The organism is Streptomyces sp. NPDC002896 (genome assembly GCF_040295225.1).
In the GTDB taxonomy this organism is placed as follows: Bacteria; Actinomycetota; Actinomycetes; order Streptomycetales; family Streptomycetaceae; genus Streptomyces.
On the sequence record NZ_JBEOVA010000020.1, the window covers coordinates 59,958 to 81,531 of the forward strand.

General features: G+C 72.3%; 18 protein-coding genes. 16 read left to right on the forward strand and 2 right to left on the reverse strand.

The window, feature by feature from the left end:
* Positions 1-173 precede the first annotated feature (173 nt).
* The 13 genes from ABT009_RS30950 to ABT009_RS31010 all read left to right on the forward strand — a co-directional run bounded on the left by ABT009_RS30950 (position 174) and on the right by ABT009_RS31010 (position 15,499).
* Positions 174-2,225, forward strand: coding sequence for an NAD-binding protein (locus ABT009_RS30950; protein ID WP_351302438.1), 2,052 nt, complete (start codon positions 174-176; stop codon positions 2,223-2,225).
* Between the two features lie 508 nt (positions 2,226-2,733).
* A complete protein-coding gene (locus ABT009_RS30955; protein WP_351302244.1) occupies positions 2,734-3,798 on the forward strand; it encodes a slipin family protein in 1,065 nt (354 codons plus the stop codon).
* A gap of 250 nt (positions 3,799-4,048) precedes the next feature.
* On the forward strand, positions 4,049-5,533 hold the full coding sequence (locus tag ABT009_RS30960; RefSeq protein ID WP_351302247.1) for a PhoX family protein: 1,485 nt from the start codon (positions 4,049-4,051) through the stop codon (positions 5,531-5,533).
* Positions 5,534-5,799: 266 nt separating this feature from the next.
* Positions 5,800-6,069, forward strand: a complete 270-nt coding sequence (locus ABT009_RS30965; RefSeq protein ID WP_351302250.1) for a DUF1876 domain-containing protein — start codon at positions 5,800-5,802, stop codon at positions 6,067-6,069.
* Positions 6,070-6,322: 253 nt separating this feature from the next.
* The gene (locus tag ABT009_RS30970) at positions 6,323-7,249 is read left to right on the forward strand and encodes a polysaccharide deacetylase family protein (RefSeq protein WP_351302441.1); all 927 of its coding nucleotides are present in this window, start codon (positions 6,323-6,325) and stop codon (positions 7,247-7,249) included.
* 60 nt (positions 7,250-7,309) lie between these two features.
* Positions 7,310-7,525, forward strand: a complete 216-nt coding sequence (locus tag ABT009_RS30975) for a hypothetical protein (protein ID WP_351302253.1) — start codon at positions 7,310-7,312, stop codon at positions 7,523-7,525.
* Positions 7,526-7,637: 112 nt separating this feature from the next.
* Positions 7,638-8,393, forward strand: coding sequence for a peptidyl-tRNA hydrolase (locus ABT009_RS30980; RefSeq protein ID WP_351302256.1), 756 nt, complete (start codon positions 7,638-7,640; stop codon positions 8,391-8,393).
* A gap of 172 nt (positions 8,394-8,565) precedes the next feature.
* Entirely contained in the window at positions 8,566-9,327 is a 762-nt protein-coding gene (locus ABT009_RS30985; RefSeq protein ID WP_351302444.1) for a DUF4142 domain-containing protein, read from the forward strand.
* Between the two features lie 184 nt (positions 9,328-9,511).
* Positions 9,512-10,777 (forward strand): MbnB/TglH/ChrH family RiPP precursor modification enzyme, encoded by a 1,266-nt coding sequence (locus ABT009_RS30990; protein WP_502989998.1) that lies wholly within the window; start codon positions 9,512-9,514, stop codon positions 10,775-10,777.
* A gap of 4 nt (positions 10,778-10,781) precedes the next feature.
* Positions 10,782-11,801, forward strand: coding sequence for a TIGR04222 domain-containing membrane protein (locus ABT009_RS30995; protein ID WP_351302261.1), 1,020 nt, complete (start codon positions 10,782-10,784; stop codon positions 11,799-11,801).
* Between the two features lie 113 nt (positions 11,802-11,914).
* The gene (locus ABT009_RS31000; RefSeq protein ID WP_351302264.1) at positions 11,915-12,715 is read left to right on the forward strand and encodes a DUF4142 domain-containing protein; all 801 of its coding nucleotides are present in this window, start codon (positions 11,915-11,917) and stop codon (positions 12,713-12,715) included.
* A gap of 119 nt (positions 12,716-12,834) precedes the next feature.
* Positions 12,835-13,665 carry a TIGR04222 domain-containing membrane protein gene (locus ABT009_RS31005; protein WP_351302266.1) on the forward strand — a complete coding sequence of 277 codons (831 nt, stop codon included), beginning with the start codon at positions 12,835-12,837 and terminating at the stop codon, positions 13,663-13,665.
* A 118-nt stretch (positions 13,666-13,783) separates the two neighbouring features.
* Entirely contained in the window at positions 13,784-15,499 is a 1,716-nt protein-coding gene (locus ABT009_RS31010) for an alpha/beta hydrolase (RefSeq protein WP_351302268.1), read from the forward strand.
* A 32-nt stretch (positions 15,500-15,531) separates the two neighbouring features.
* Here ABT009_RS31010 and hemQ read toward each other — a convergent pair whose 3' ends face one another.
* Together hemQ and hemG are read right to left on the reverse strand one after the other, a co-directional pair.
* Positions 15,532-16,263, reverse strand: coding sequence for a hydrogen peroxide-dependent heme synthase (gene hemQ, locus ABT009_RS31015; protein WP_351302271.1), 732 nt, complete (start codon positions 16,261-16,263; stop codon positions 15,532-15,534).
* A gap of 4 nt (positions 16,264-16,267) precedes the next feature.
* A complete protein-coding gene (gene hemG / locus ABT009_RS31020) occupies positions 16,268-17,782 on the reverse strand; it encodes a protoporphyrinogen oxidase (protein WP_351302273.1) in 1,515 nt (504 codons plus the stop codon).
* 201 nt (positions 17,783-17,983) lie between these two features.
* On the opposite strand from hemG, the gene ABT009_RS31025 reads away from it, so the two are divergent.
* The 3 genes from ABT009_RS31025 to ABT009_RS31035 all read left to right on the forward strand — a co-directional run bounded on the left by ABT009_RS31025 (position 17,984) and on the right by ABT009_RS31035 (position 21,573).
* Positions 17,984-19,033 (forward strand): DUF4349 domain-containing protein, encoded by a 1,050-nt coding sequence (locus tag ABT009_RS31025; protein WP_351302276.1) that lies wholly within the window; start codon positions 17,984-17,986, stop codon positions 19,031-19,033.
* 199 nt (positions 19,034-19,232) lie between these two features.
* Positions 19,233-20,648 (forward strand): FAD-dependent oxidoreductase, encoded by a 1,416-nt coding sequence (locus tag ABT009_RS31030; RefSeq protein WP_351302278.1) that lies wholly within the window; start codon positions 19,233-19,235, stop codon positions 20,646-20,648.
* Between the two features lie 106 nt (positions 20,649-20,754).
* A complete protein-coding gene (locus tag ABT009_RS31035; RefSeq protein ID WP_351302281.1) occupies positions 20,755-21,573 on the forward strand; it encodes a rhomboid family intramembrane serine protease in 819 nt (272 codons plus the stop codon).
* The last annotated feature ends 1 nt before the right edge of the window (position 21,574 follow it).

Sequence of the window (21,574 nt, forward strand, 5' to 3'; positions counted from 1 at the left end):
TCGAGCCGAGGGTCGCGCACTCGAGCCCAGGTCGCCGTCAGGCGCGCAACTTGGGCACGTTCGTGCGTCTGTTCGCCGGTTTCGGTGGAACCGGTGTGCCGTCTGCGGCAGTCTTGCTGATCATGTCCAGCCTCCCGCCTCAGCAGACCGCGTCCACGCCCGCCGCCGGCCACATGGTGGTCTGCGGGGACGACGCGCTGGCCCACCGGCTCGCCGCGGAGCTCCGCAGCCTGTACGGCGAACAGGTCACGTTGGTCGTGCCGCCGGCCGGCCGGAGCGGGCGGCCGCCCGTCGTGGGCCGGACGCGCGCCTCGTCGCTGCTCGGGCGGATGTCGGCGGCGGTGACGCGGACAACCGGCAACGGCGCGGCCGGCAATGGCACGGCCGGCAGCGGAGGGTCCGGCGGCGCCGCGGCCGCCAACGGCGGGAACGGTCACGGCCGGAACGGCAACGGCCGCGCCGGGAACGGCCGGGCCGGCAACGGCGCGACCGCCGATGGCGATGCCGCCGACGGCGCGTCCCGCAATGGCGAATCCGCCCCGCCCGAGCGGCTGCTGGAGGCCGCCGAGCCGACGGAGGAGGTCCTGGCCGAGGCGGGCGTGGAGCACGCGGCGGCACTCGCCCTCGTCCATGACGACGACGAGACGAACATCCGGGCCGCCCTGACCGCGCGCCGCCTCAACCCGCGGCTGCGCCTGGTGATCCGGCTCTACAACCGCCGGCTCGGCCAGCATCTGGAGGCCCTGCTCGACCAGGCGGCCGCGCTGGCCGCACCCGGACCGGACGCGGAACCGCACGACGCGTCGACCACGGTGCTGTCGGACGCCGACACCGCCGCACCCGCCCTGGCCGCCACCGCCGTGGCCGGCACCAGCAAGGTCGTCCAGGCCGACGGACTGCTGCTGCGGGCGGTGGAGCGCACCCCGCCGGCGCCCGGCGAGGTGGCCGACCCCGAGCTGTGCACCCTGGCCCTGCTCTCGGCGACCGCCACGGACCCGGCGGGCAGTGAGGGCGCGGAGGGCAGCGGGGCTGAGGGGCCCCGGCTGCTGCCCGACGAAGGGGCGGTGGCCTCCGCGACCGGCCGCGGCACCGTCGTACTGGAGACCGTGTCGTACTCGGGTCCGGCCCTGCCCGCCGGCCGCAGCGCCCCCTTCGCTTCACTGCTGTCGCGCCGACTGCGCTGGTCCTTCGCGACCCTGGTGGGCAGCGTGGTCGCCCTCGTGGTCGCGGCCATGCTGACGACCGGTGAGCATCCGCTGCACGCGACGTATCTGACGCTGCTGGACCTCTTCGCCATCAACGACCCGGCGCTGGACGAGGGGACCAGCCGCAAGGTGCTCCAGCTGCTGTCCGGGCTGGTGGGTCTGCTGCTGCTTCCGGTGCTGTTCGCCGCCGTACTGGAGGCGCTGGGCACGTTCCGCAGCGGAACCGCGCTGCGCCGGCCGCCGCGCGGGCTGTCCGGCCACGTCGTGCTCCTCGGCCTCGGCAAGATCGGCACCCGGGTGCTGGCGCGGCTGCGGGAACTCGACATCCCCGTCGTGTGCGTGGAGTCCGACCCGGAGGCGCGGGGCCTCGCCCTCGCCCGGCGGCTACGGGTCCCGGTGGTGCTGGGCGACATCACGCACGAGGGCGTCCAGGAAGCCGCCAAGATCGGCCGGGCGCACTCCCTGCTCGCGGTCACCAGCTCCGACACCACCAACCTCGAGGCCGCGCTGGTCGCCCGGTCGGTCAGGCCCGACCTGCGGGTGTCGCTGCGCCTGTACGACGACGACTTCGCGACCGCCGTCTACCGCACCCTGCGCGCCGCGCACCCGGGCGCGCTGACCCGCAGCCGCAGCGTCTCGCACCTCGCCGCGCCCGCCTTCGCCGGGGCCATGATGGGGCGTCAGATCCTGGGGGCGATCCCGGTCGAGCGGCAGGTGCTGCTGGTCGCCGCCGTCGACGTGGCAGGCCATCCGCAGCTCGAGGGCCGCACGGTCCAGGAGGCCTTCCGGCCCGGCGCCTGGCGGGTGCTCGCCCTGGACTCCGCCGCCCCCGGCGAACGGCTGCCCGACCTGTCCGCGAACCCCTCGCCGTACCCGGGCGGCCGCCCGTCGGAACTGGTCTGGGATCTGCACCCCGGCCACCTGCTGCGCCCCGAGGACCGCGTCGTGCTGGCCGCCACCCGGCACGGCCTCGCGGAACTCCTCGGCCGACGGACCCGGCAGCGAACGCACGCTTCCTGACCGGCGTACGCGCTGACCGGCGTACGCACTGACCGGTGTACGCGCTGACCGGCATACGCCGCGACGCCGGCGCGGCGACCGGCTCGTCTGACGCGCGCCAGGTCCTGCGGGCGGGACGCAGGGGCCGAGGGAGAGGCAGGACACCGCGCGCCGGACACCCTCTGGATCGGGCAGGGCCCATCTGGCCGGGCACCTACACGCCGGGCAGCCCACCGGGGAGACACGTCTGCTCGGTGTGATCACCGCGTCGCATCTGCTCCATGAGCTGCTGGCGGCGGCAGGGGCGCTCGGCTCGCCGTGACCACGGCCGTACGGAGCGCTGCGTCACCCGGGCTGGGCGGACCCGGGGGCTCGGTGCGCACCCGGCTCGACGCACCCGTGGGCTCGGTACGCACGTGTGCTCGACCGCGCACCGAGCGCGTCCTATCGTGGTAACCGTGCCGAAAACGGCACGATCGGGCGGCTCAGACGGCATCAGACGTCAGTCGTCAGGCGACAGGGGGTCGTCATGCTCGAGGACCTGCTGGCAGCGGCAGTGGCGGCCGGTGCTGCCGGGGCGGTGTACGTCATAGCGGCGGCCAAGATCATCAAGCAGTACGAGCGGGGCGTGGTCTTCCGTCTCGGACGCGTGCTCGACGGCGTACGCCAGCCCGGATTCACCATGATCATCCCGGCGGTGGACCGGCTGCGGAAAGTGAACCTGCAGATCGTGACCATGCCCGTGCCCGCGCAGGAGGGCATCACGCGGGACAACGTGACGGTCCGCGTCGACGCGGTCGTCTACTTCAAGGTGGTCGACGCGACCTACGCGATCGTCCAGGTCGAGGACTACCGCTTCGCGGTCTCCCAGATGGCGCAGACATCGCTGCGCTCGATCATCGGCAAGAGCGACCTGGACGACCTCCTGTCCAACAGGGAGAAGCTCAACCAGGGCCTGGAGCTGATGATCGACAGCCCGGCGGTCGGCTGGGGCGTGCAGATCGACCGCGTCGAGATCAAGGACGTGTCCCTGCCCGACACGATGAAGCGGTCCATGGCCCGCCAGGCCGAGGCCGACCGCGAACGCCGCGCCCGCGTCATCAACGCCGACGCGGAACTGCAGGCCTCCAAGAAGCTGGCGGAGGCCGCCGGGGTGATGTCCAGCGAGCCGGCCGCGCTCCAACTCCGCCTGCTGCAGACCGTGGTGGCGGTCGCCGCTGAGAAGAACTCCACGCTGGTGCTTCCCTTCCCCGTGGAGCTGCTGCGCTTCCTGGAACGGGCCGCCCAGCAGCAGGGGGCCACGGCGCCCGTCGCCGCTCCTGCTCCCGGTCCCGCTATGGCTCCCGCGGCGCCGAGCTCGGCGCCGGAGCAGGTTGCTCCCGCACCGCCCCCATCGGCACCAGAGTCCCCAGCTGTCATGCCGACGGCACCGTCCCCGGCCGTAGGTGCAGCGACCGAGGTGGAGCCCGCCGCTGCACACGAGCCGAATCCGGCCATGGCGCCCGAGGCGCCGGTGCAGGCGGACCCACCGGCCGGAACGGCCGGAACGCCGGACGAGTCACGGACGCCTGAGCCCTCCTCCCAGAAGGCCTGACCGAAGGTCGAACCGAAGGCCTGACCGAAGGCCTGACCGAAGGCCTGACCATCTGTCAGGCATCGCTCGGCGGGACCGCAATCGTGCGGGCCCGCCGACGCGCGTCCGCATCCGTGACGCGCCCTCCGCCTGACCGCCGCTCGGACGCGCGGCGTGCGTGGCCCGCGCGACAGGCGTGGTTCCGGAGACCCTTGGCGCGTGGTACACACAGGCGGGTCACAGTTCCTGTCCGCCAGCAGGAGGTTGCCCCATGTCTGCGTCCGCACAGCCCGCACCCGCGCGGTCCTCGGAACAGCCGCCGTCGGCACAACCGCCCTCGAAAGAACCGTCCTCGGAACAGCCGTCCTCGGAAGAACGGTTTCCGGAGCAACGGTCCGCACGGTCCGCGACTCGACGCCAAGTCCTCGCCCGCACCGGTGCGGTGGGCGCGGGCATCGCCTTCAGCGGCGCCGTCTCCGAGCTCTTCGCGGGTACGGCCGCCGCCCAGGGCAGGACCGGATACGGCCCGCTCGTACCCGACCCGGACGGCCTGCTCGACCTCCCGCAGGGCTTCCGCTACAAGGTGCTCTCCCGCGAGGGCGACGACCTGCGCTCAGGCGAGGGCAAGGTGCCCAGCAACCACGACGGGATGGCCGCCTTCGCGGGCAGACAGGGCCGCGTGCACCTCGTGCGCAACCACGAGAACCGCGTCACCGGCAGGATCCCCGTGCCGACGGTCGACGGCCTCACCTACGACCCCGCGGCCAAGGGCGGCTGTACCGCGCTCACCCTCGACGGCCGCAACAACGTCCTGTCCGAGCGCGTCGCGATCGCCGGCACCGCGGTCAACTGCGCGGGCGGGCCGACCCCCTGGGGCACCTGGCTGACCTGCGAGGAGACCGAGGACAAGGCCGGCACCAACGGCTACACCAAGGACCACGGCTTCATCTTCGAGGTCCACCCGTCGGATCCGCACCGCTCAGGAGCCGTACCCCTGACCGCGATGGGCCGCTTCCAGCACGAGGCGATCGCCGTCGATCCGCGCTCCGGCATCGTCTACGAGACCGAGGACGCCTTCGAGAAGCCCTTCGGCCTCTTCTACCGCTTCCTGCCCGAGAAGCCGGAGGGCGGGCTCGGCTCCCTGCGCGCGGGCGGCAGGCTGCAGGCCATGCGCGTACCGGGCGTGCCGGACCTCTCCGCCATCCAGGAGACGGGCACGACGTTCGACGGCATCGAGTGGGCCGACGTCCCGGACCCGCTCGCCACCTCGACACCCATCCGCCTCCAGGACTTCGGCAAGAAGGGCATCACGCACGCCCAGAAGCTGGAGGGCTGCTACTGGGGCGGCACGTCCGTGTACTTCGTCTCGTCGTACGCGCGCAGCCGCGAGGGCTCGGCCGCGGACCACTTCGGGCAGATCTGGCGGTACGACCCCGCCCGGCGCCGCCTCACCCTGGTGATCGTCTTCGGCCCGGACACCGATGTGCAGCTGCCCGGCGAGGAACCGGACAACATCTGCCTGGCACCCAGCGGCGGTCTCATGGTCTGCGAGGACGGCGAGGGCGCCCAGCACGTGTTCGGCGTGACGCGGCGTGGCGAGGTCTACGCGATGGCGCGCGGGCGCCAGAACATCGGTACGCCCGAGGCGCCGGAGTGGGGAGAGTTCGCCGGCGTCACCTTCTCGCCCGACGGCTCCACGATGTACGTCAACTGCTACACGCCCGGCACGACGTTCGCGGTGACCGGGCCCTGGTAGAAGCGGCGACGCCGGCAGCTGCCGGAACTCGGGACGGCCCGGCCCACGGTCTCCGTGTGCCGGGCCATCCCCGGGCTCGGAGCCCACTCTGAGCTCCCGTGCGGTACGCAGCGTGATCGCACCCCTCCACGGCTTGCGCCCGCGCTTTCAGGGGCGTACAGGATTGGACGTCACCCTTTCGGACGTACAGGATTGAATGCGGGGATTCCGGGCGTCCCGCAGCGGTGCAACGCGATGGCGAGCATGTAGGAAAGAAGGCGATCGCCATGCAGAACGACGCAACCTGGCATGTGGATCTGGGCATCAAGGAAGACGGCAGCGACACCGGGGCCAACGCGGCACTGAGGCTGCCGGACAGCACCGAGCTGAAGGCTCACGGGCATGCCAAACGGCACCCGGGCGACCCCGTACAGAATCGCGTGGGCGAGGAGCTGGCGGCGGCGCGGGCGCTCAACGACCTGGCGCGGCAGCTGCTGCGCAAGGCGGCCCACGAGATCGAGGAGGCCACGCACGTACCGGCGCACCCGCACCCGTAACACCGGCGTCGCCGGTCGACCGCGGATGCGGTGGCGACCGCGGATGCGAGCGACGTCCGGCGACCGCGACTGCGAGCACGGCGGGCGGCCTCGGATGCGATGGGCAGGTGACCCCGGGCCCCTTGAATGAGCGACTCCGGGTCCGGTGAGCGGGTGACTTCGGCGGGGCGAACGGGGGTGTCCGGCGCGGCACCCCGCCGAAAAGCCGGTTTTAGCACTATATGTTCGCTGAGTGATCACCTCTGCACGGAGAATCATCACGCGCCGCGCGCGGAGCGCCGCGCTTTGCGCGTTGGGCGCCGCACTCGTCGGGTGCGGCGCCCACGGCGTGCAGGACGCCGGACACCCGGAGCGTCCAGGCCACGCGACCGCCAGCGCCTCGGCCTCGGCCTCGCCGTCCCCGTCCCGGCCGCCCACCCTCGCGCCCGGTCCTGCCGGTCTGACCCCGGTCTTCATGAACGGTCCGCGCACCGACGGGAAGACCGTGGCGCTCACCTTCGACGCCGACATGACCGCGGACCAGGGCCCCCGGGCGGCGGCCGGGGAGCACTTCGACAACCCGGAGCTCATCGCCACACTGCGCCGCCTGAAGGTGCCGTCGACCGTCTTCATGACGGGACGGTGGGCCGACGAGTACCCGGACGAGGCCCGTTCCCTGGGACGCGACCCCCTCTTCGAGATCGCCAACCACTCCTACAGCCACTACGCCTTCACCCCCGACTGCTACGGGCTGCCGACCATCGAACCCGCGCAGATGCGCTCCGACGTGGAGCGCGCCTTCACTGCGTTCCGCAGGGCGGGCGTGCCGCACGTGATGCCGTACTTCCGTTTCCCCGGCGGCTGTTACGACGACCGCGCCCTGCGGGAGCTGACTCCCGTGGGCGTCACGGCCGTGCAGTGGGACGTGGTGAGCGGCGACGCCTTCGCGACCGATGCCGACGCGGTGGCGCAGCAGGTGCTGGACGGGGTCCGGCCCGGTTCCGTCGTGGTGATGCACTGCACGCGCAGCGCGGCTCCGGTGACGGAGGAGGCGGTACGGACGATCGTCCCGGAGCTGCGTGAACGCGGGTTCCGGTTCGTGAAGGTGTCGGAGCTGATCGGGGCGAAGGCGGGCGAGGCGGCGGAGGCCGGCGATCGCGGGCAGGCCGGCGGCAGCGGGCAGGCTAGCGGCCGCGGATAGACGCGGGCCGCGGATAGGTGGTCGGCCGGCGAGTGCTCCCGGGCGTTCTAGGCTGGCGGCATGGAGGACTCCTACTGCACCACCGGCGACGCGACCGGCCAGGACGCCGCCGCCCACGACACCGTAGCGGCCGCGGCCCCGCAGGCGGACGGCCCTCCCTTCGCCGAGTGCGTCCTGTGCCGTGAGCCCACCGAGTATCCGGAGTCGTACAAGGGCATCACGCTGTGCCCGGTCTGCGAGTGGCAGGAGGCGCAGCGCACGGCCTGTTCGGGCTAGCGCACAGCCTGCTCGGGCCGGCGCGCGGACTGCTCGGGCTGAGGCACCGGCTGGATCCGGCGGCACCGGGCCGGGCCCGAAGAACCGATCATCCCCCTGGCAGACTGGACGGGTGAGCAGCCACGACGCCCCCAGCACGCCCGACACCGACACGCCCGCCGCGGTCCCCGAGAGTCCCTTCGTCCCCCGGCGGACCGCGCGCGATACGGCCCCCCAGTTCGTACTGCCCCTGGTCGTACGCGTCGAACGCGCCGCTCCCCCGGCCCGTACGGACGCGTTGGAGACCGCCGCACGGGCCGTCCTGAGGATGCTGAGCGACGAGCGGTCGCAGGGCGACGGCGTGTGGGCGCAGGCCGTGCGGGACTGGGAGGACGCGCGGATCCGCAAGGTGGTGCGGCGGGCGCGCGGTGCCGAGTGGCGACGTGCCGAGGCACTGCCCGGCATCACGGTCAACGGCAAGTCGGCCGAGGTGCGGGTCTTCCCGCCTGTGCCGCTGGACGGCTGGCCCAAGGACCTGGCGCGTCTGCAGGTGTCCGGCACCGACCTCGACGACCCGGAGGCCCCGGCCGACGCCGACGCCACCGCTCCTGTCCTGTGGCTGAACCCCGGCGTCGAGATGTCGGCGGGCAAGGAGATGGCCCAGGCGGGTCACGGTGCCCAACTGGCGTGGTGGGGGCTGCCGGACGAGGAGCGCACGGCCTGGCTCGATGCGGGCTTCCCGCTGTCCGTGCGGACGGCGGACCCCGGGCACTGGGACGAACTCACCGGGAGCGGACTGCCGGTGGTACGCGACGCGGGCTTCACGGAGATCGCCCCCGGCTCGTGCACGGTGGTCGCGGACCATCCGGCACTGCACCGGAATCGCTGACGGGGTGGCGGCGCGGCCGAAACGGGCCGCCACCGAACCGGGCCATTGAACATCCCGGCCACTGTGCACGTACCTCTCGATACCGCCAAGTAGCTTGAACCCCCTTGCACGCGGCGGTTGGTTCACGTGATCGAGCAGAGGCAGCTGGCACACGCACCGGGAGGCTCATTTGCTGCGGCGGATCAACGGCACAGGACTCGTCATCGCGGCACTCGTCGCCACCATCGGCGCTCTCGCCTTCCCCGTGTGGTCGTACGCCGACCGGTCGGGCACCGGGCCCGCCAACCTGGCCGCGGGCACCGTGGCCACGCGCTGGGGGCCGCTGTCCACGCTGGACCGCGAGCTGGTGGTCAAGGTGCGGCTCGCCGGGCTGTGGGAGATACCCGCAGGCCAGCAGGCCATGGAGCGGGCACCGACCGAGGCGATCAAGGCCACGGGTGACCATCTGGTGGTCGGCCACACCGATCTGGACAAGCGGGTACGGAACGTCGCCGCGCAGCTCAACATCGAACTTCCCAACCAGCCGAACGAGCAGCAGCAGGGCTGGCTGCGCGAACTGACGGAGGCCCAGGGCCAGGACTACGAGCGGAAGTTCGCCAACCTGCTGCGTGCCGCGCACGGCAAGGTGTTCAGCGTGATCGCCCAGGTCCGCGACAGCACCCGAAACTCGCTGGTCCGGCAGCTGGCCACGGACGCCAACCAGACCGTGCTCGACCACATCACGATGCTCGAAGGGACCGGCATGGTCGACTTCGACGCGATTGCGAACGGCTCCGTCGCCACGCAGACCGCGAGCCCCACCGGGCCTCCGCCGCCCTCCGGCATCGCGCCGTCGGCACCGCCTGCCGGCGCGAGCGGCGACGTCTCGGTCACCTCGCGGCCGTCGCCCACGACGCCGGGAGAGGTCAACACGGACCGGCCCGACCCCGAGTAGGCCGACCAAACCTCTAGGTGCTGCAACCTCAAATGTTGCTCTGAACGTCCCCGCACATGGGTTCGGCGCCGGGCGCCGGGGCCATGACTCCGTCCACACAGGGTCTGCGTGAAGGAGGGGGAACGTGCAGCACTTGGGTACCGGAATCGGCTGGCGGCCGGAGATCGCCGACGCGGTGGAACGGATGCCGGGCATCGACTGGGTCGAGGTCGTGGCGGAGAACATCTGCCCGGGGCACCTTCCCGACTCCCTGCGGCGGCTGCGCGAGCGCGGTGTCACAGTGGTGCCGCACGGGGTGTCGCTCGGCCTGGGCGGCGCGGACCGTCCCGACGAGGAGCGGCTGACCGCCCTCGCCGAGCGCGCGCGGGCCCTGGGCGCCCCGCTCGTCACGGAGCACATCGCGTTCGTACGGGCCGGTGGCGCGCTCACCGCCTCGCAGCCGCTGGAGGCGGGGCACCTGCTGCCGGTGCCCCGCACCCGCGACGCGCTGGACGTGCTCTGCGAGAACGTGCGGATCGCGCAGGACGCACTGCCGGTGCCACTCGCCCTGGAGAACATCGCGGCGCTGATCTCGTGGCCCGACGAGGAGATGACGGAGGGCCAGTTCCTGTACGAGCTGGTGGAGCGCACCGGCGTACGCCTGCTCATCGACGTGGCGAACCTGCACACCAACCACGTCAACCGCGGCGAGGACCCGTCCGCGGCGCTCGACGCACTGCCTGTCGAGGCCATCGCGTACGTCCATGTGGCGGGCGGCTTCGAGCGCGACGGCGTGTGGCACGACAGCCACGCCCACCCGGTCCCGGAGCCGGTCCTCGGCATCCTCGCCGACCTGGCGTCCCGCGTGACCCCGCCTGGCGTCCTGCTGGAGCGCGACGAGAACTTCCCGGCCCCTGCGGAGCTGGAGGCGGAGCTCGACGCGATCCGGTCGACGGTGAGGCGGGAGTCGGTGACACAGAAGTCGGCGACACGGGCCTCGGTGGTCACAACTCGGGAGGCCGTCGGTCCGGCCGGCAGCCGCGAATCCGGCCCCGAGCGCCAGCGCGTAGCGCTCGCGCAAGCCTCGCTGCTGTCCGCGCTGGTAGCCGGGACCCCCGTGCCTGAGGGCTTCGACCGGGCCCGGCTCAAGGTGCAGGCCCGCGCGCTCACCGCCAAGCGGGCCGATGTAGTCGCCAAGGTCGCGCCCGAACTGCCGGAGATCCTCGGGGACACGTACCGGGCCGCCTTCTTCTCGTACGCCCGGACGCGGCCGATGACCGGCGGCTACAGGCGTGACGCGCTGGGCTTCGCCGAGGATCTCCTGCTTGCCGGGAGGCCCGAAGACGCGGAGCAGCGACGGGAGTTGACGGGGTGGTGGCTGGAGCGGACCGGTCCGAAGCCGCCGTCGCGGCGACCCGTGGCCCGGCTGGTCCGCGCGGCCGCGTCCCGCCTCGCACTGCACAGGGGGTGACGTCATGGACACCATGGCAATATCGATCTTGTACTACGTGCTCATCGGTGGCTCCTCAGCCGCCCTGATCGTCGCGCTGGTCAAGGCACGCGGCCGTGGCGCGCCCACAGGCGCGTTCGTGCACGACACTCTGGAAGCCGCCTTCCTGTCCGGCGGGCCCGGCCGGGTCGCGGACACGGTGATCACCGCGATGCACGAGGACGGGCGGCTGGCCGTCGTATGGCCCGGCATCGTCTCGATCCCCCAGGGCGCCGCCACCCGCAACCCCGCCGAGAGCGCGCTGATCGAAGCGCACTCCGCTGCTCCCAACGGCGCCCTGCACCAGCTGCGCGTCGGCGTGATGCGCAGTCTCGCCGTCCAGTCGATCGGCGACGGGCTCGCCGCACGCGGCCTGCTGATCCAGCCCGGCGCACTGCGCCCGATCCGCCGCTGGGCCATCGCCCAGATCGTGCTGTGCGTGGCGGGCTTCCCGCTTGCGATCGTCCTGACCGTCGTACAGTTCGCGCAGATCGACGGGTACGACTTCGAACTGCCTCTCGTCTTCGCGGTGTTCCCCGCCGTGGCCCTCGGCATCGTGGTCGGATCCGTGTGCGCGGCCCGTACCGGGAAACGGCTGACCGGCGCCGGCCGGAGCGCCCTGCGGCAGTACGCGGCATCCCCCGCCGCCCGGGCCGCGGGCGCCGCACACCTGGTAGCCATGGGCGGCCCGCGCGCGGTGCCCGACGCGGAGCTGCGGACCCGACTCGCGGCGGCCGCGCGGACGCGGGTGAGCGTGGGCGGCAGCCCCCACTCCGGCTCCTCCTCATCCGGCTCCCATGACGCCGCGGTGTGGATATCGGCCGCCGACGCCGTCACATGGTGCGGCGGAGGCGGAGGGGGCGGCTCCGACGGCGGTTCCTCGTGCGGCGGTTCGAGCTGCGGAGCGTCGGGCTGCGGTGGCTCTTCGGGCGGTTCGAGCTGCGGTGGGTCGTCCGGTGGGGCGAGCTGCGGTGGCGGTGGATCCAGCTGCGGCAGCTCCTCGTAGCCCGCCTGCGGCGCACCACCCCACCCGCGTACCGAAGTTGACGTACTCACGCGCGTATGGCGACAGCGCGTACCCGAAGCGCATTAGCGTGCGGTGCCGCAACAGGAGGCACCATGCGATCCATCAACGGCACCGGACTCATCGTCGCGGGACTCACGGCGACACTGGTCGCGCTGATCTTCCCCATCTGGTCCTACGCGGACCGCTCGGGCACCGGCCTGGACACCCTCAACGCCCAGACCGTCTCGACCAGATACGGCCCGCTGTCCGCTCTGGACCGCGACTTCATCACCAAGGTGCGGCTCGCGGGCCTGTGGGAGCTGCCCGCGGGCCAGCAGGCCGAGGAGCGCGGGACGACGCAGGCCGTGCAGACCGCCGGCGAGCACCTGATGGAGGGCCACACTTTCTTGGACGCACGGGTACGCGAGGTCGCCGCGCAGCTCAGCCTCGAACTGCCCAACCAGCCGAACGCCCAGCAGCGCGCCTGGCTCACGGAGCTGAGCGCGGCGCACGGCGACGAGTACGACACCCTGTTCGCGAACATCCTGCGCCGCGCCCACGGCAAGGTCTTCTCCGTCGTGGCGCAGGTGCGCGCGACCACCCGCAACACGCTGGTACGGGACCTCGCCGACGACGCCAACACCACGGTCCTGGACCACATCACGGTGCTCGAGGACACAGGGCTCGTGGACTTCGACGCACTGGCGAGGGACGCCGCCACGACGGGCCCGCAGCCGGTGACCAGTTCCCCCGCGCCGCCCGGCCCGACTCCCTCCCCCACCCCGCCCGTACCGGTCACTCCGTCGTCCTCGCCCTCCTTCTCACTGCCCCCGGCCGCGTCCCGGCCGAAGCCGGCAGACACGGACAAGAGCAAGGACGACAAGGACAAGAGCAAGGGGAAGAAGGAGGACTAGGGCCGGGGCGAGGGCAAGCACAGCAAACAAGGAGGACAGAACGTCACCTATGGAACACGCTACGTCCACATCGTGAACACGCCGTGGCGGCCAGGCGATCGGTCGCATAGAAAGCGGCCATGTTCTGGGTCCCTCTCCTGCTTCTCGCCTGGGCCGCTGCCGGTCTCTCCTGCGCCCGGCTTTGCCTGGCGGCCCTCCGTACCGCCTCGGAAGCGGACACCGCGGCCACGGCGGACTCCGGCTCCCCACACGGCCACGACGCCGACCGCGAGTTGACGCTGTATGAGGCCGCCTTCCTGTCCGGCGGCCCCTACCGGGTCGCCGATCTGACCCTGGTGGCGATGGCCCGTCAGCGCCGGCTGCTGCTCGCGCACACCGGCTGGGCGACCGTGGTCGATGCGGAGGGGCGGGACGACATGGAACGGTCGGTGCTGGGCGCGATCGGCCCCGGCGGCCAGTCCCGGATAGCGCCGATACGTTCGGCGGCTGCGGCCGCGGACGCGGTACGCACGCTCGCCGACCGGCTCGTCGCGGCAGGGCTCGCCGTGCCGGACGGGGCGCGTACGACGGTGGCGGGCGCGGTGCGCCAGGTGCAGGCGGCCACAGCGGCGGTGGCGATGCTCGGCGGGGTCGCGCTGCTGATGCTGACTCCGGATCAGGTGGCGCAGGGTCACCGTGCTCCGGTGGTCGCCTCGTTCGTGCTGCCCCTGGTACTCACGCTGGGCTGTCTGACCATCGCCCGCTTCGAAGTGCATCCGTACACGCGCTGGGCGTCACCTGCCGGTCAGCGGCTGCTGGGGCAGCTGACGCCTCTGGGCGGGGCCGCCGACGAACGGGCGTATCTCACGGCTGTGGCCGTCCGCGGCATCCGTGCCGTCACCGATCCCGGTCTCAGGGCGGCGTTCGCGCATCGCCCGTCCGAACGGGAGGCGACGCAACGGGGTCATTGAAGGGGGCATTGACCCGACACCGGCAGTCCGGTGCTTTACTTCACCGTTCACCGATCGAATTATCCCTTTTATTCAGTGGCCTCGACGTCAGTCGGCCTGGAAGGGATACCGAAAAGCGATGAGATCAGCCGTCCTCTGCGGAGCCGCCGGATCCATGGTCTTCACGGCCCTCGTCGCATCCCCCGCGGGCAGTAACACCTCCTCGGACACACGCGGCGCCTCGGCGGAGATGCGCGGCACCGCCGTCGCCGCCACACGCGCCGCGGCAGCCGGTATCCACTTCGGCGCCTGTCCCAAGGAGGAGAACCTCCCCGGCCACATCAAATGCGGCACCGTGAGCGTGCCGCTCGACTACGCCGACCCCGACGGCAAGCAGATCGAACTGACCGTCAGCCGCGTCCAGGCCACCGGCAGGGTCGAGGCCGCCGACAACTCGCCCGCCGAAGGCGACAGGGACGGGAGCACGGACGGGGAAAAGGGCCGGAGCACGGAGGGGGAACGGAAGGGCACGGGCCCCGGGAAGAGCGCTCCGGTCGCCCGCCAGGGGGCGCTCGTCTTCAACCCCGGCGGCCCGGGCGCCTCCGGCATGTACTTCCCGATGGCCGGCGGAATGCCCGAGTGGCGGCGCATCGCGGCCGCGTACGACCTCGTCGGCTACGCCCCCCGCGGCGTCGGCCGGTCGGCGCCGCTGTCCTGCCAGGCCCCGGAGCAGTTCGTGCACGCGCCGACGCAAGCGCCCACGCACCCTTCCGATGCGTACAAGAAGCAGCGCATCGCGGAGGCGAAGGCGTATGCGCAGGGCTGCGCGCGCAGGGCGGGGTCAGCGCTGCGCCACTACACGACGCTGGACAACGCCCGGGATCTGGACGTGCTGCGAGCCGCGCTCGGCGAGAGCAAGCTGACGTTCGTCGGCGCCTCCTACGGCACGTACATCGGGGCCGTCTACGCCACGCTCTTCCCCTCACACGTGCGCCGCATGGTCTTCGACTCTGCGGTCGACCCGGACCCGCGGCAGATCTGGTACCGCAACAACCTCGACCAGTCGCTCGCCTTCGAGCAGCGCTGGGAGGACTTCCGCACCTGGGTGGCCAGGCACGACAGCACGTACCACCTCGGCACCACGCCCGAGGCGGTGCAGCTGAGTTACAAGAAGGTGGAGGCGGAGCTCGCGCGTCGGCCCGCGGGCGGCAAGGTGGGACCCGGCCAGTTGCACGCCGCGTATCTGAAGGTGGGCTACTACGACGACTACTGGCCGATGCGCGCCGCCGCGCTCACCGAGTTCCTGAACGGCGATCCGCAGCCGTTGATCGGCCAGGCGGCGCCGTATCCGCAGGTGGCCGGCGAGGAGGAGAACAGCGCCGCCGTCTACACGGCGGTCCAGTGCAACGACGCGCCCTGGCCCACGGACTGGGCGGCATGGGACCGCGACACCACCCGCCTCGCGCGCGTGGCGCCCTTCACGACCTGGGACAACGCCTGGATGAACCTGCCGTGCGCCTACTGGACGGCGCCGCGGCAGCAGCCCGTCGACGTGGGCACCGCCGAGGGTGCCCTGCCGCCGACGCTGATCCTGGCGGCCGAGCGGGACGCTGCCACGCCCTACAAGGGGGCTCAGGAGCTGCAGCTGCGGCTGCCCGGTTCCGTGCTGGTGACGGAGCGGGGCGCGGGCACGCACGGCATCGGCGGCGGCGCCAACCAGTGCGTCAACGGTTACCTGGACGCGTATCTGCTGGCGGGCCGCCTGCCGGCGCTCCGCGCGACGTGCGCCCCGCACGCGGAGCCGAAGCCGCTGGCGCTCCGCTCCGGCTCATCCGGAGCGGAGCGGGCGGACTAGCCGCCCGTCCGCACCGTCCACACAGGAACCGGTCAGGCGAGCCCTGCCACCAGCTCCGCCACCGACTTGCGGCGCCCCGTGAAGAACGGGACCTCCTCGCGTACGTGCCTGCGGGCCTCGGAGCCGCGCAGGTGACGCATCAGGTCGACGATGCGGTACAGCTCGTCGGCCTCGAAGGCGAGGATCCACTCGTAGTCGCCGAGGGAGAACGAGGCGACCGTGTTGGCGCGCACGTCCGGGAAGCCGCGGGCCATCTTGCCGTGGTCCGCGAGCATGGTGCGGCGCTCCGCGTCGGGCAACAGGTACCAGTCGTAGGAGCGGACGAAGGGGTAGACGCTCACGTAATTGCGGGGCGTCTCGTCGGCGAGGAACGCCGGGATGTGCGAGCGGTTGAACTCGGCGGGGCGGTGCAGCGCCATGTTCGACCACACCGGCTCCAGCGCGCGGCCGAGCTTCGTGCGGCGGAAGAGGTTGTACGCCTCCTGCAGCTGGTCGCTGGTCTCCGCGTGCCACCAGATCATGAGGTCGGCGTCCGCGCGCAGCCCGGACACGTCGTACGTACCGCGGATGGTCACGTCCTTGGCAGCGAGCTGGTCGAAGAGCTCCTGGACCTCGTCGGCGTAACCGGCGCGGTCCTCGGGCAGCACGTCCTTCAGCTTGAAGACGGACCACAGGGTGTAGCGGATGACCTCGTTGAGGTCCTTGGCCAGCTTGCCCTTGTTCGGGACCCTGCCGGACTCGGTGGTGGGGGCGTCGTCACTCATGCGCCTATTCTCCCGCTCCGCCGTGCAGGCTCTGCACCGGGTTCGCGGTGAGCTGCTCCACACCGCGCCGGTCACCGCCCAGCTGGTCCGCGGCCGCGTACGCGCTCGCGATGCAGGCCGGGATGCCCACACCGTCGTACGCCGCCCCGCACACGGCGAGGCCCGGCAGCTTGCCCACGTGCTCGCGGATGCGGGCCACGCGCGCGTGGTGGCCGACCGGGTACTGCGGCAGACCGCCCTGCCAGCGCGTGACGCGGGTGGCGACCGGGGCGGCGCCCAGGCCGGTGGCCTCACGAAGATCGTGCCGGGACAGCGCGACGAGCTCGGCGTCCTCGCGGCCGAGGTCCTGCTCCTCGCCGTACCGGCCGACGGAGGTGCGCACCACCAGCAGCTCCGGGTTCTCGTCGGCGATCCACCCCCACTTGCGGGAGGAGAAGGTGGACGCCTTGATGGTGCGGCCGTCGACGGGCGGCACGAGGAAGCCGCTGCCCTCGGGAAGACGCGCCTCGTCGCGCCGGTACGCGAGCGTGATCAGCGCCATGGAGGCGTACTCGACGGTGCGCAGCTCCGCGGCCGCGGCCGGCGACTCCGAGGCCAGCAGCCGAGCGGCGGCCGGCGCGGGGAGGGCGAGGACGACGGCGTCGGCCGCCTCCACGTGGTCGCCGATCCGCACCTCCCAGCCGTCGGGCGTCCGGCGCAGGCCGCTGACAGGGCTGTTCAGGCGGATTTCGCCGCCACGCGCGCGTACCGACTCCGCGACCGCGAGCGGCAGCTCGCCGATGCCGCCGCTGATGCCCATGAAGACGGGGCCGGTCTGCTGGTTCTGCGCGGCGCGGGCCTGGATCTCGCGCACTGCCTCGGTCAGTGAGGTGTGGCGGTGGGCCGCCTCGAAGAGTTGCGGGACGGCGGAGCGCATCGAGATGCGGTACGCGTCCCCTGCGTAGACGCCGCCGAGCAGGGGCTCGACGAGCCGGTCGACGACCTCGCGGCCGACGCGCTCGGCGACGTAACCGCCGACCGCGACGTCGTCGCCGATCTCGGTGGGCGGAAGATCGCGGTCCTGCTCGATACGGCGCAGACCTTCATCCGACAGGACGCCGGAGAGGGCGTCGGCCGTGCCGGGCACGCCCATCACGTGCCCCTTCGGCATGGGCCGCAGCGCACCACGGGTCCAGATCGACGCGGTCGCGGTGGCGGGCGGCTGCAGCCTGTCGTCGAGGCCGACCTCGCGGGCGAGGGCGACGGCCTCGGGGCGGCGGGCGAGCATCGACTCGGCACCGAGGTCGACTCGCGCGCCCGCGATCTCCCCGGCGTGCAGCTTGCCGCCGATGCGGTCCGATGCCTCCAGTACGGTCACGCGCGTGCCGCCACCGGGCGTTCCGTCGTGGGGGACGGCGGGCGAGTCGGCGGGCGAGCCGCCGGGTGGGCCGAGCAACCGGTGGGCGGCGGCCAGGCCGGCGATTCCGCCCCCGATGACGACGACATGACCGGCACCCGTACGTGTGTCCCCTTCGCGCATGCCTCCACTCTCTCAAACCGTTCTGGGTGGCCATCCCCGCACCGGGCGGCCGTGACGAGTCCCGACCGTGACCGCATCGGGACCGGACAGCGACAACGAAACCGGAGACCGGGGCGTCGAAGGAGCACCAGTCATCACCAACCCCGGGGGTACGCCGAGATGTTCGCTCGTGGCACGTCCAGGCACCGAGACGGCACGTCCATGGACCGATACGGCCCGTCCAGGCACCGGTCCGTCCAGGCACTGTCGGCAGTCCTGCTGGCGGCGGCGCTCGCGCTCGCGGGGTGCGGCGCCAACGACAGTGCCGGGTCCAGCTCCGACAGCGCCGACAAGGGCGCTCTCCCGGCCGCTGGGGACGCCAAGGAGGGCGCGGCCGGCAGCCAGGCCGACAGCGGTTCCGGGGAGCAGGCGGGCGACAAGGCGACCTCCCCGCCGAAGCTCACCGGCACCCACATCATCCGTACCGCATCGCTCACCGTGCTGGTCAAGGACGTGCCCAAGGCGCTCGACGAGGCACGCTCCGCCGCCGAGGGCGCGGGCGGCATCGTCGGCAACGAGACCACGACCCGCGACGAGGACAGCCGCGAGGAGTCCCGCGTCGTACTGCGCGTTCCCACGGAGCGCTACGAGGACGTGCTCACCGAACTGCAGGGCACGGGCAAGCTCATGGAGCGCAAGGTCAAGGCGCAGGACGTCACCGACCAGGTCGTCGACGTCGAGAGCCGCATCAAGACGATGCGCGCGAGCGTGGAACGCGTGCGGGAGCTGATGGACAAGGCCACCAAGCTGAGCGATGTGGTCGCACTGGAAGGCCAGTTGAGCTCCCGTCAGGCGGACCTGGAGGCGCTGCTGGCGCAGCAGGCGTCGCTCAAGGACCGCACCAGCCTGGCCACGATCACCCTGACGTTCTACGAGAACCCGAAGAAGCAGGCCGAGAAGAAGGACGACGACCCCGGGTTCGTGGATGCGCTGGCGGGCGGCTGGGACGCGTTCGTCACGCTGCTGCGCTGGATTGCCGTCGCCTTCGGCGCGACCCTGCCGTTCCTGGCCGCGGCGGTACTGATCATTCTCGTGTGGCTGCGGTTCGCACGCTCCCGGCTGTCGCGCGGTGCGCGGACGCCGGTGCCGGCGGGAACGGGGTCGGCTGCATCGACGGCGCCTGCGGCTCCGACCACACCCGCTGCTCCCGCAACTCGCCCGGCGGAGGAGAAGGGAGAGGAGCAGGGAGGTGACGCCGCCGAGCGGGAGTGATCCGGTAGCCGGCCGACGGAACCACCGGCCCCGGGGCGGCAGCCGTCCACTGCGACTCCTGCCACCCCGGGGCGTCCGCCTCGCGAACCGGGCGTCCGCCTGCCGCCCCGGCGCCCGGCGTCGTACGGTCGCCTGTGCGGCCTACGGTGCCGCGGTGCGTACGGCAGCGGCGCTTCCCGAGGCAGGTGAGGAGAAGGCGATGCGAGAGCGACTGGTGGTCATCGGCGGAGACGCGGCGGGCATGTCGGCCGCGTCGCAGGCGCGCAGGCTCAAGGGCCCGGACGAGCTGGAGATCATCGCGTTCGAGCGCGGCCACTTCACGTCGTTCTCGGCGTGCGGCATCCCGTACTGGGTCAGCGGCGACGTCCCGGAGCGGGATCGGCTGATCGCGCGTTCGCCGGAGGAGCACCGGGCCCGCGCGATCGACCTGCGGATGCGTACCGAGGTGACCGAGATCGATGTCGCCGGCGGCCGTGTCCGGGCCCGTGATCTGGAGTCCGGCGCCGAGGAGTGGACGGCGTACGACAAACTCGTGATCGCCACGGGGGCCCGGCCGGACCGGCCGCCGCTGCCCGGCATGGACGCGCCCGGGGTCCACGGGGTGCAGACCCTCGACGACGGTCAGGCGCTGCTCGACACCCTGGAGCGGACGGAGGGCCGCCGTGCCGTGGTCGTCGGCGCCGGGTACATCGGCGTGGAGATGGCCGAGGCGATGATGAAGCGCGGTTACGACGTCACGGTCGTCAACCGCGGCCAGGAGCCGATGGCCACGCTCGACCCGGACATGGGCCGTCTCGTCCACGAGGCGATGTCCGGTCTCGGTATCACCATGGTCAACGGTGCCGAGGTCACCAAGGTCCTGACGGACGGTGGGGGTACCTCCCTGCTCGAGCGAAGCCGAGAGCTTGGGGGAGGCCGGGCCCGCGCGGTGGCCACGGACGACGCCGAGTTCCCGGCGGACGTGGTGGTGCTCGGCATCGGCGTACGCCCGGAGACCGGGCTCGCCCGTGCGGCGGGGTTGCCCGTGGGCGAGTACGGCGGTCTGCTCACCGACCTGGCGATGCGGGTGCGCGGCCACGACGACATCTGGGCGGGCGGCGACTGCGTGGAGGTCCTCGACCTCGTCTCCGGCCGCGAGCGCCATATCGCGCTGGGCACGCACGCCAACAAGCACGGGCAGGTCATCGGCTCGAACGTGGGCGGCGGGTACGCCACGTTCCCGGGCGTCGTCGGCACGGCGGTCAGCAAGGTCTGCGACCTGGAGATCGCCCGCACGGGGCTGCGCGAGAAGGACGCGCGGGCGGTCGGGCTGCAGTACGTGACGGTCACCGTCGAGTCGACGAGCCGCGCCGGCTACTACCCCGGCGCGGCCCCCATGACCGTGAAGATGCTGGCCGAACGCCGTACGGGACGGCTCCTCGGCGTCCAGATCGTCGGACGCGAGGGTGCGGCGAAGCGGGTCGACATCGCGGCCGTTGCCCTCACGGCCGCTATGACGGTGGAGCAGATGACCGCGCTGGATCTGGGGTACGCGCCGCCGTTCTCGCCCGTGTGGGATCCGGTGCTGGTCGCTGCACGGAAGGCTTCGGCGGCGGTGCGGGCGGCGGGCGACTGAGGTTTCCCCCAGGTGCTCCGCCCCCAGACCCCCGTCGCCCTTCCGGCTCGTCCTCAATCGCCGGACGGGCTGATTTCGAGGGGCCGGGGCCGGGCAGGGATCGAATGTGGTCATCCCCGTCCATGACGTGAATCCGGCGCGACGCACCCCTTGGGTGACGTACGCGCTGATCGTCGCCAATTTCGTCGTCTTCCTGCTTACGCCGGGAATGGCCGGCTCGCTGACCGGCGGAAGCAGCCTTGCGCAGCTGTGCGAGCTGCGGGCGTTCATGGAGCACTGGGCGGCCGTGCCGCAGGAGCTGATCCACCTGAGGATGCCTCGCGCGGTGCCCACGGGCGAGGTGGGCCTCGGTCCGTCCGGGCCCGGCTGCGTGGTGGGTCCGCCCGACTACGAGAAGTCTCCCCCGCTGTCCGTCCTCACCTCGATGTTCCTGCACGGCAGCTGGCTGCACCTGCTCGGCAACATGCTGTTCCTGTGGGTCTTCGGCAACAACGTCGAGGACCGCCTCGGGCATGTGCGGTACGTGCTGTTCTACCTCGTGTGCGGGTACGCCGCCGGCTATGGATACGCGCTGGTCAACCCCGCTTCCGGCGCCCTGCTGATGGGTGCGTCCGGAGCGGTCGCCGGGGTCCTGGGCGCCTATCTGGTGCTGTATCCGAAGGCGAGGGTGTGGGTGCTGGTGCCGTTCCTGTTCTTCCTGCCGCTGCGGCTGGCCGCCTGGATCGTGCTGGGCCTGTGGTTCGTGCTGCAGGCGGTGTACTCGTACGGCGCGGCGGTCACGCAGGCCGGAACCGTGGCCTATGTGGCCCACGTGGTCGGCTTCCTGGTGGGCACGGTCCTCGCCTGGCCGCTGCGCCGGGGCACTCCGCCGCCGCCTGAGCCGAGCCGCATGCTGTGGGGCAGGCAGGCTCGGCACAACTGGTGAC

Coding starts and splice junctions, on each gene's coding strand:
- ABT009_RS31000 (WP_351302264.1), top strand. CDS start 11,915: ATGCGATCCATCAACGGCACCGGACTCATCGTCGCGGGACTCACGGCG.
- ABT009_RS30995 (WP_351302261.1), top strand. CDS start 10,782: ATGGACACCATGGCAATATCGATCTTGTACTACGTGCTCATCGGTGGC.
- ABT009_RS30965 (WP_351302250.1), top strand. CDS start 5,800: ATGCAGAACGACGCAACCTGGCATGTGGATCTGGGCATCAAGGAAGAC.
- ABT009_RS31030 (WP_351302278.1), top strand. CDS start 19,233: ATGCGAGAGCGACTGGTGGTCATCGGCGGAGACGCGGCGGGCATGTCG.
- hemG (WP_351302273.1), bottom strand. CDS start 17,782: ATGCGCGAAGGGGACACACGTACGGGTGCCGGTCATGTCGTCGTCATC.
- ABT009_RS30950 (WP_351302438.1), top strand. CDS start 174: ATGGTGGTCTGCGGGGACGACGCGCTGGCCCACCGGCTCGCCGCGGAG.
- ABT009_RS31005 (WP_351302266.1), top strand. CDS start 12,835: ATGTTCTGGGTCCCTCTCCTGCTTCTCGCCTGGGCCGCTGCCGGTCTC.
- ABT009_RS30990 (WP_502989998.1), top strand. CDS start 9,512: ATGCCGGGCATCGACTGGGTCGAGGTCGTGGCGGAGAACATCTGCCCG.
- hemQ (WP_351302271.1), bottom strand. CDS start 16,263: ATGAGTGACGACGCCCCCACCACCGAGTCCGGCAGGGTCCCGAACAAG.
- ABT009_RS30975 (WP_351302253.1), top strand. CDS start 7,310: ATGGAGGACTCCTACTGCACCACCGGCGACGCGACCGGCCAGGACGCC.
- ABT009_RS31010 (WP_351302268.1), top strand. CDS start 13,784: ATGAGATCAGCCGTCCTCTGCGGAGCCGCCGGATCCATGGTCTTCACG.
- ABT009_RS30955 (WP_351302244.1), top strand. CDS start 2,734: ATGCTCGAGGACCTGCTGGCAGCGGCAGTGGCGGCCGGTGCTGCCGGG.
- ABT009_RS30960 (WP_351302247.1), top strand. CDS start 4,049: ATGTCTGCGTCCGCACAGCCCGCACCCGCGCGGTCCTCGGAACAGCCG.
- ABT009_RS31025 (WP_351302276.1), top strand. CDS start 17,984: ATGGACCGATACGGCCCGTCCAGGCACCGGTCCGTCCAGGCACTGTCG.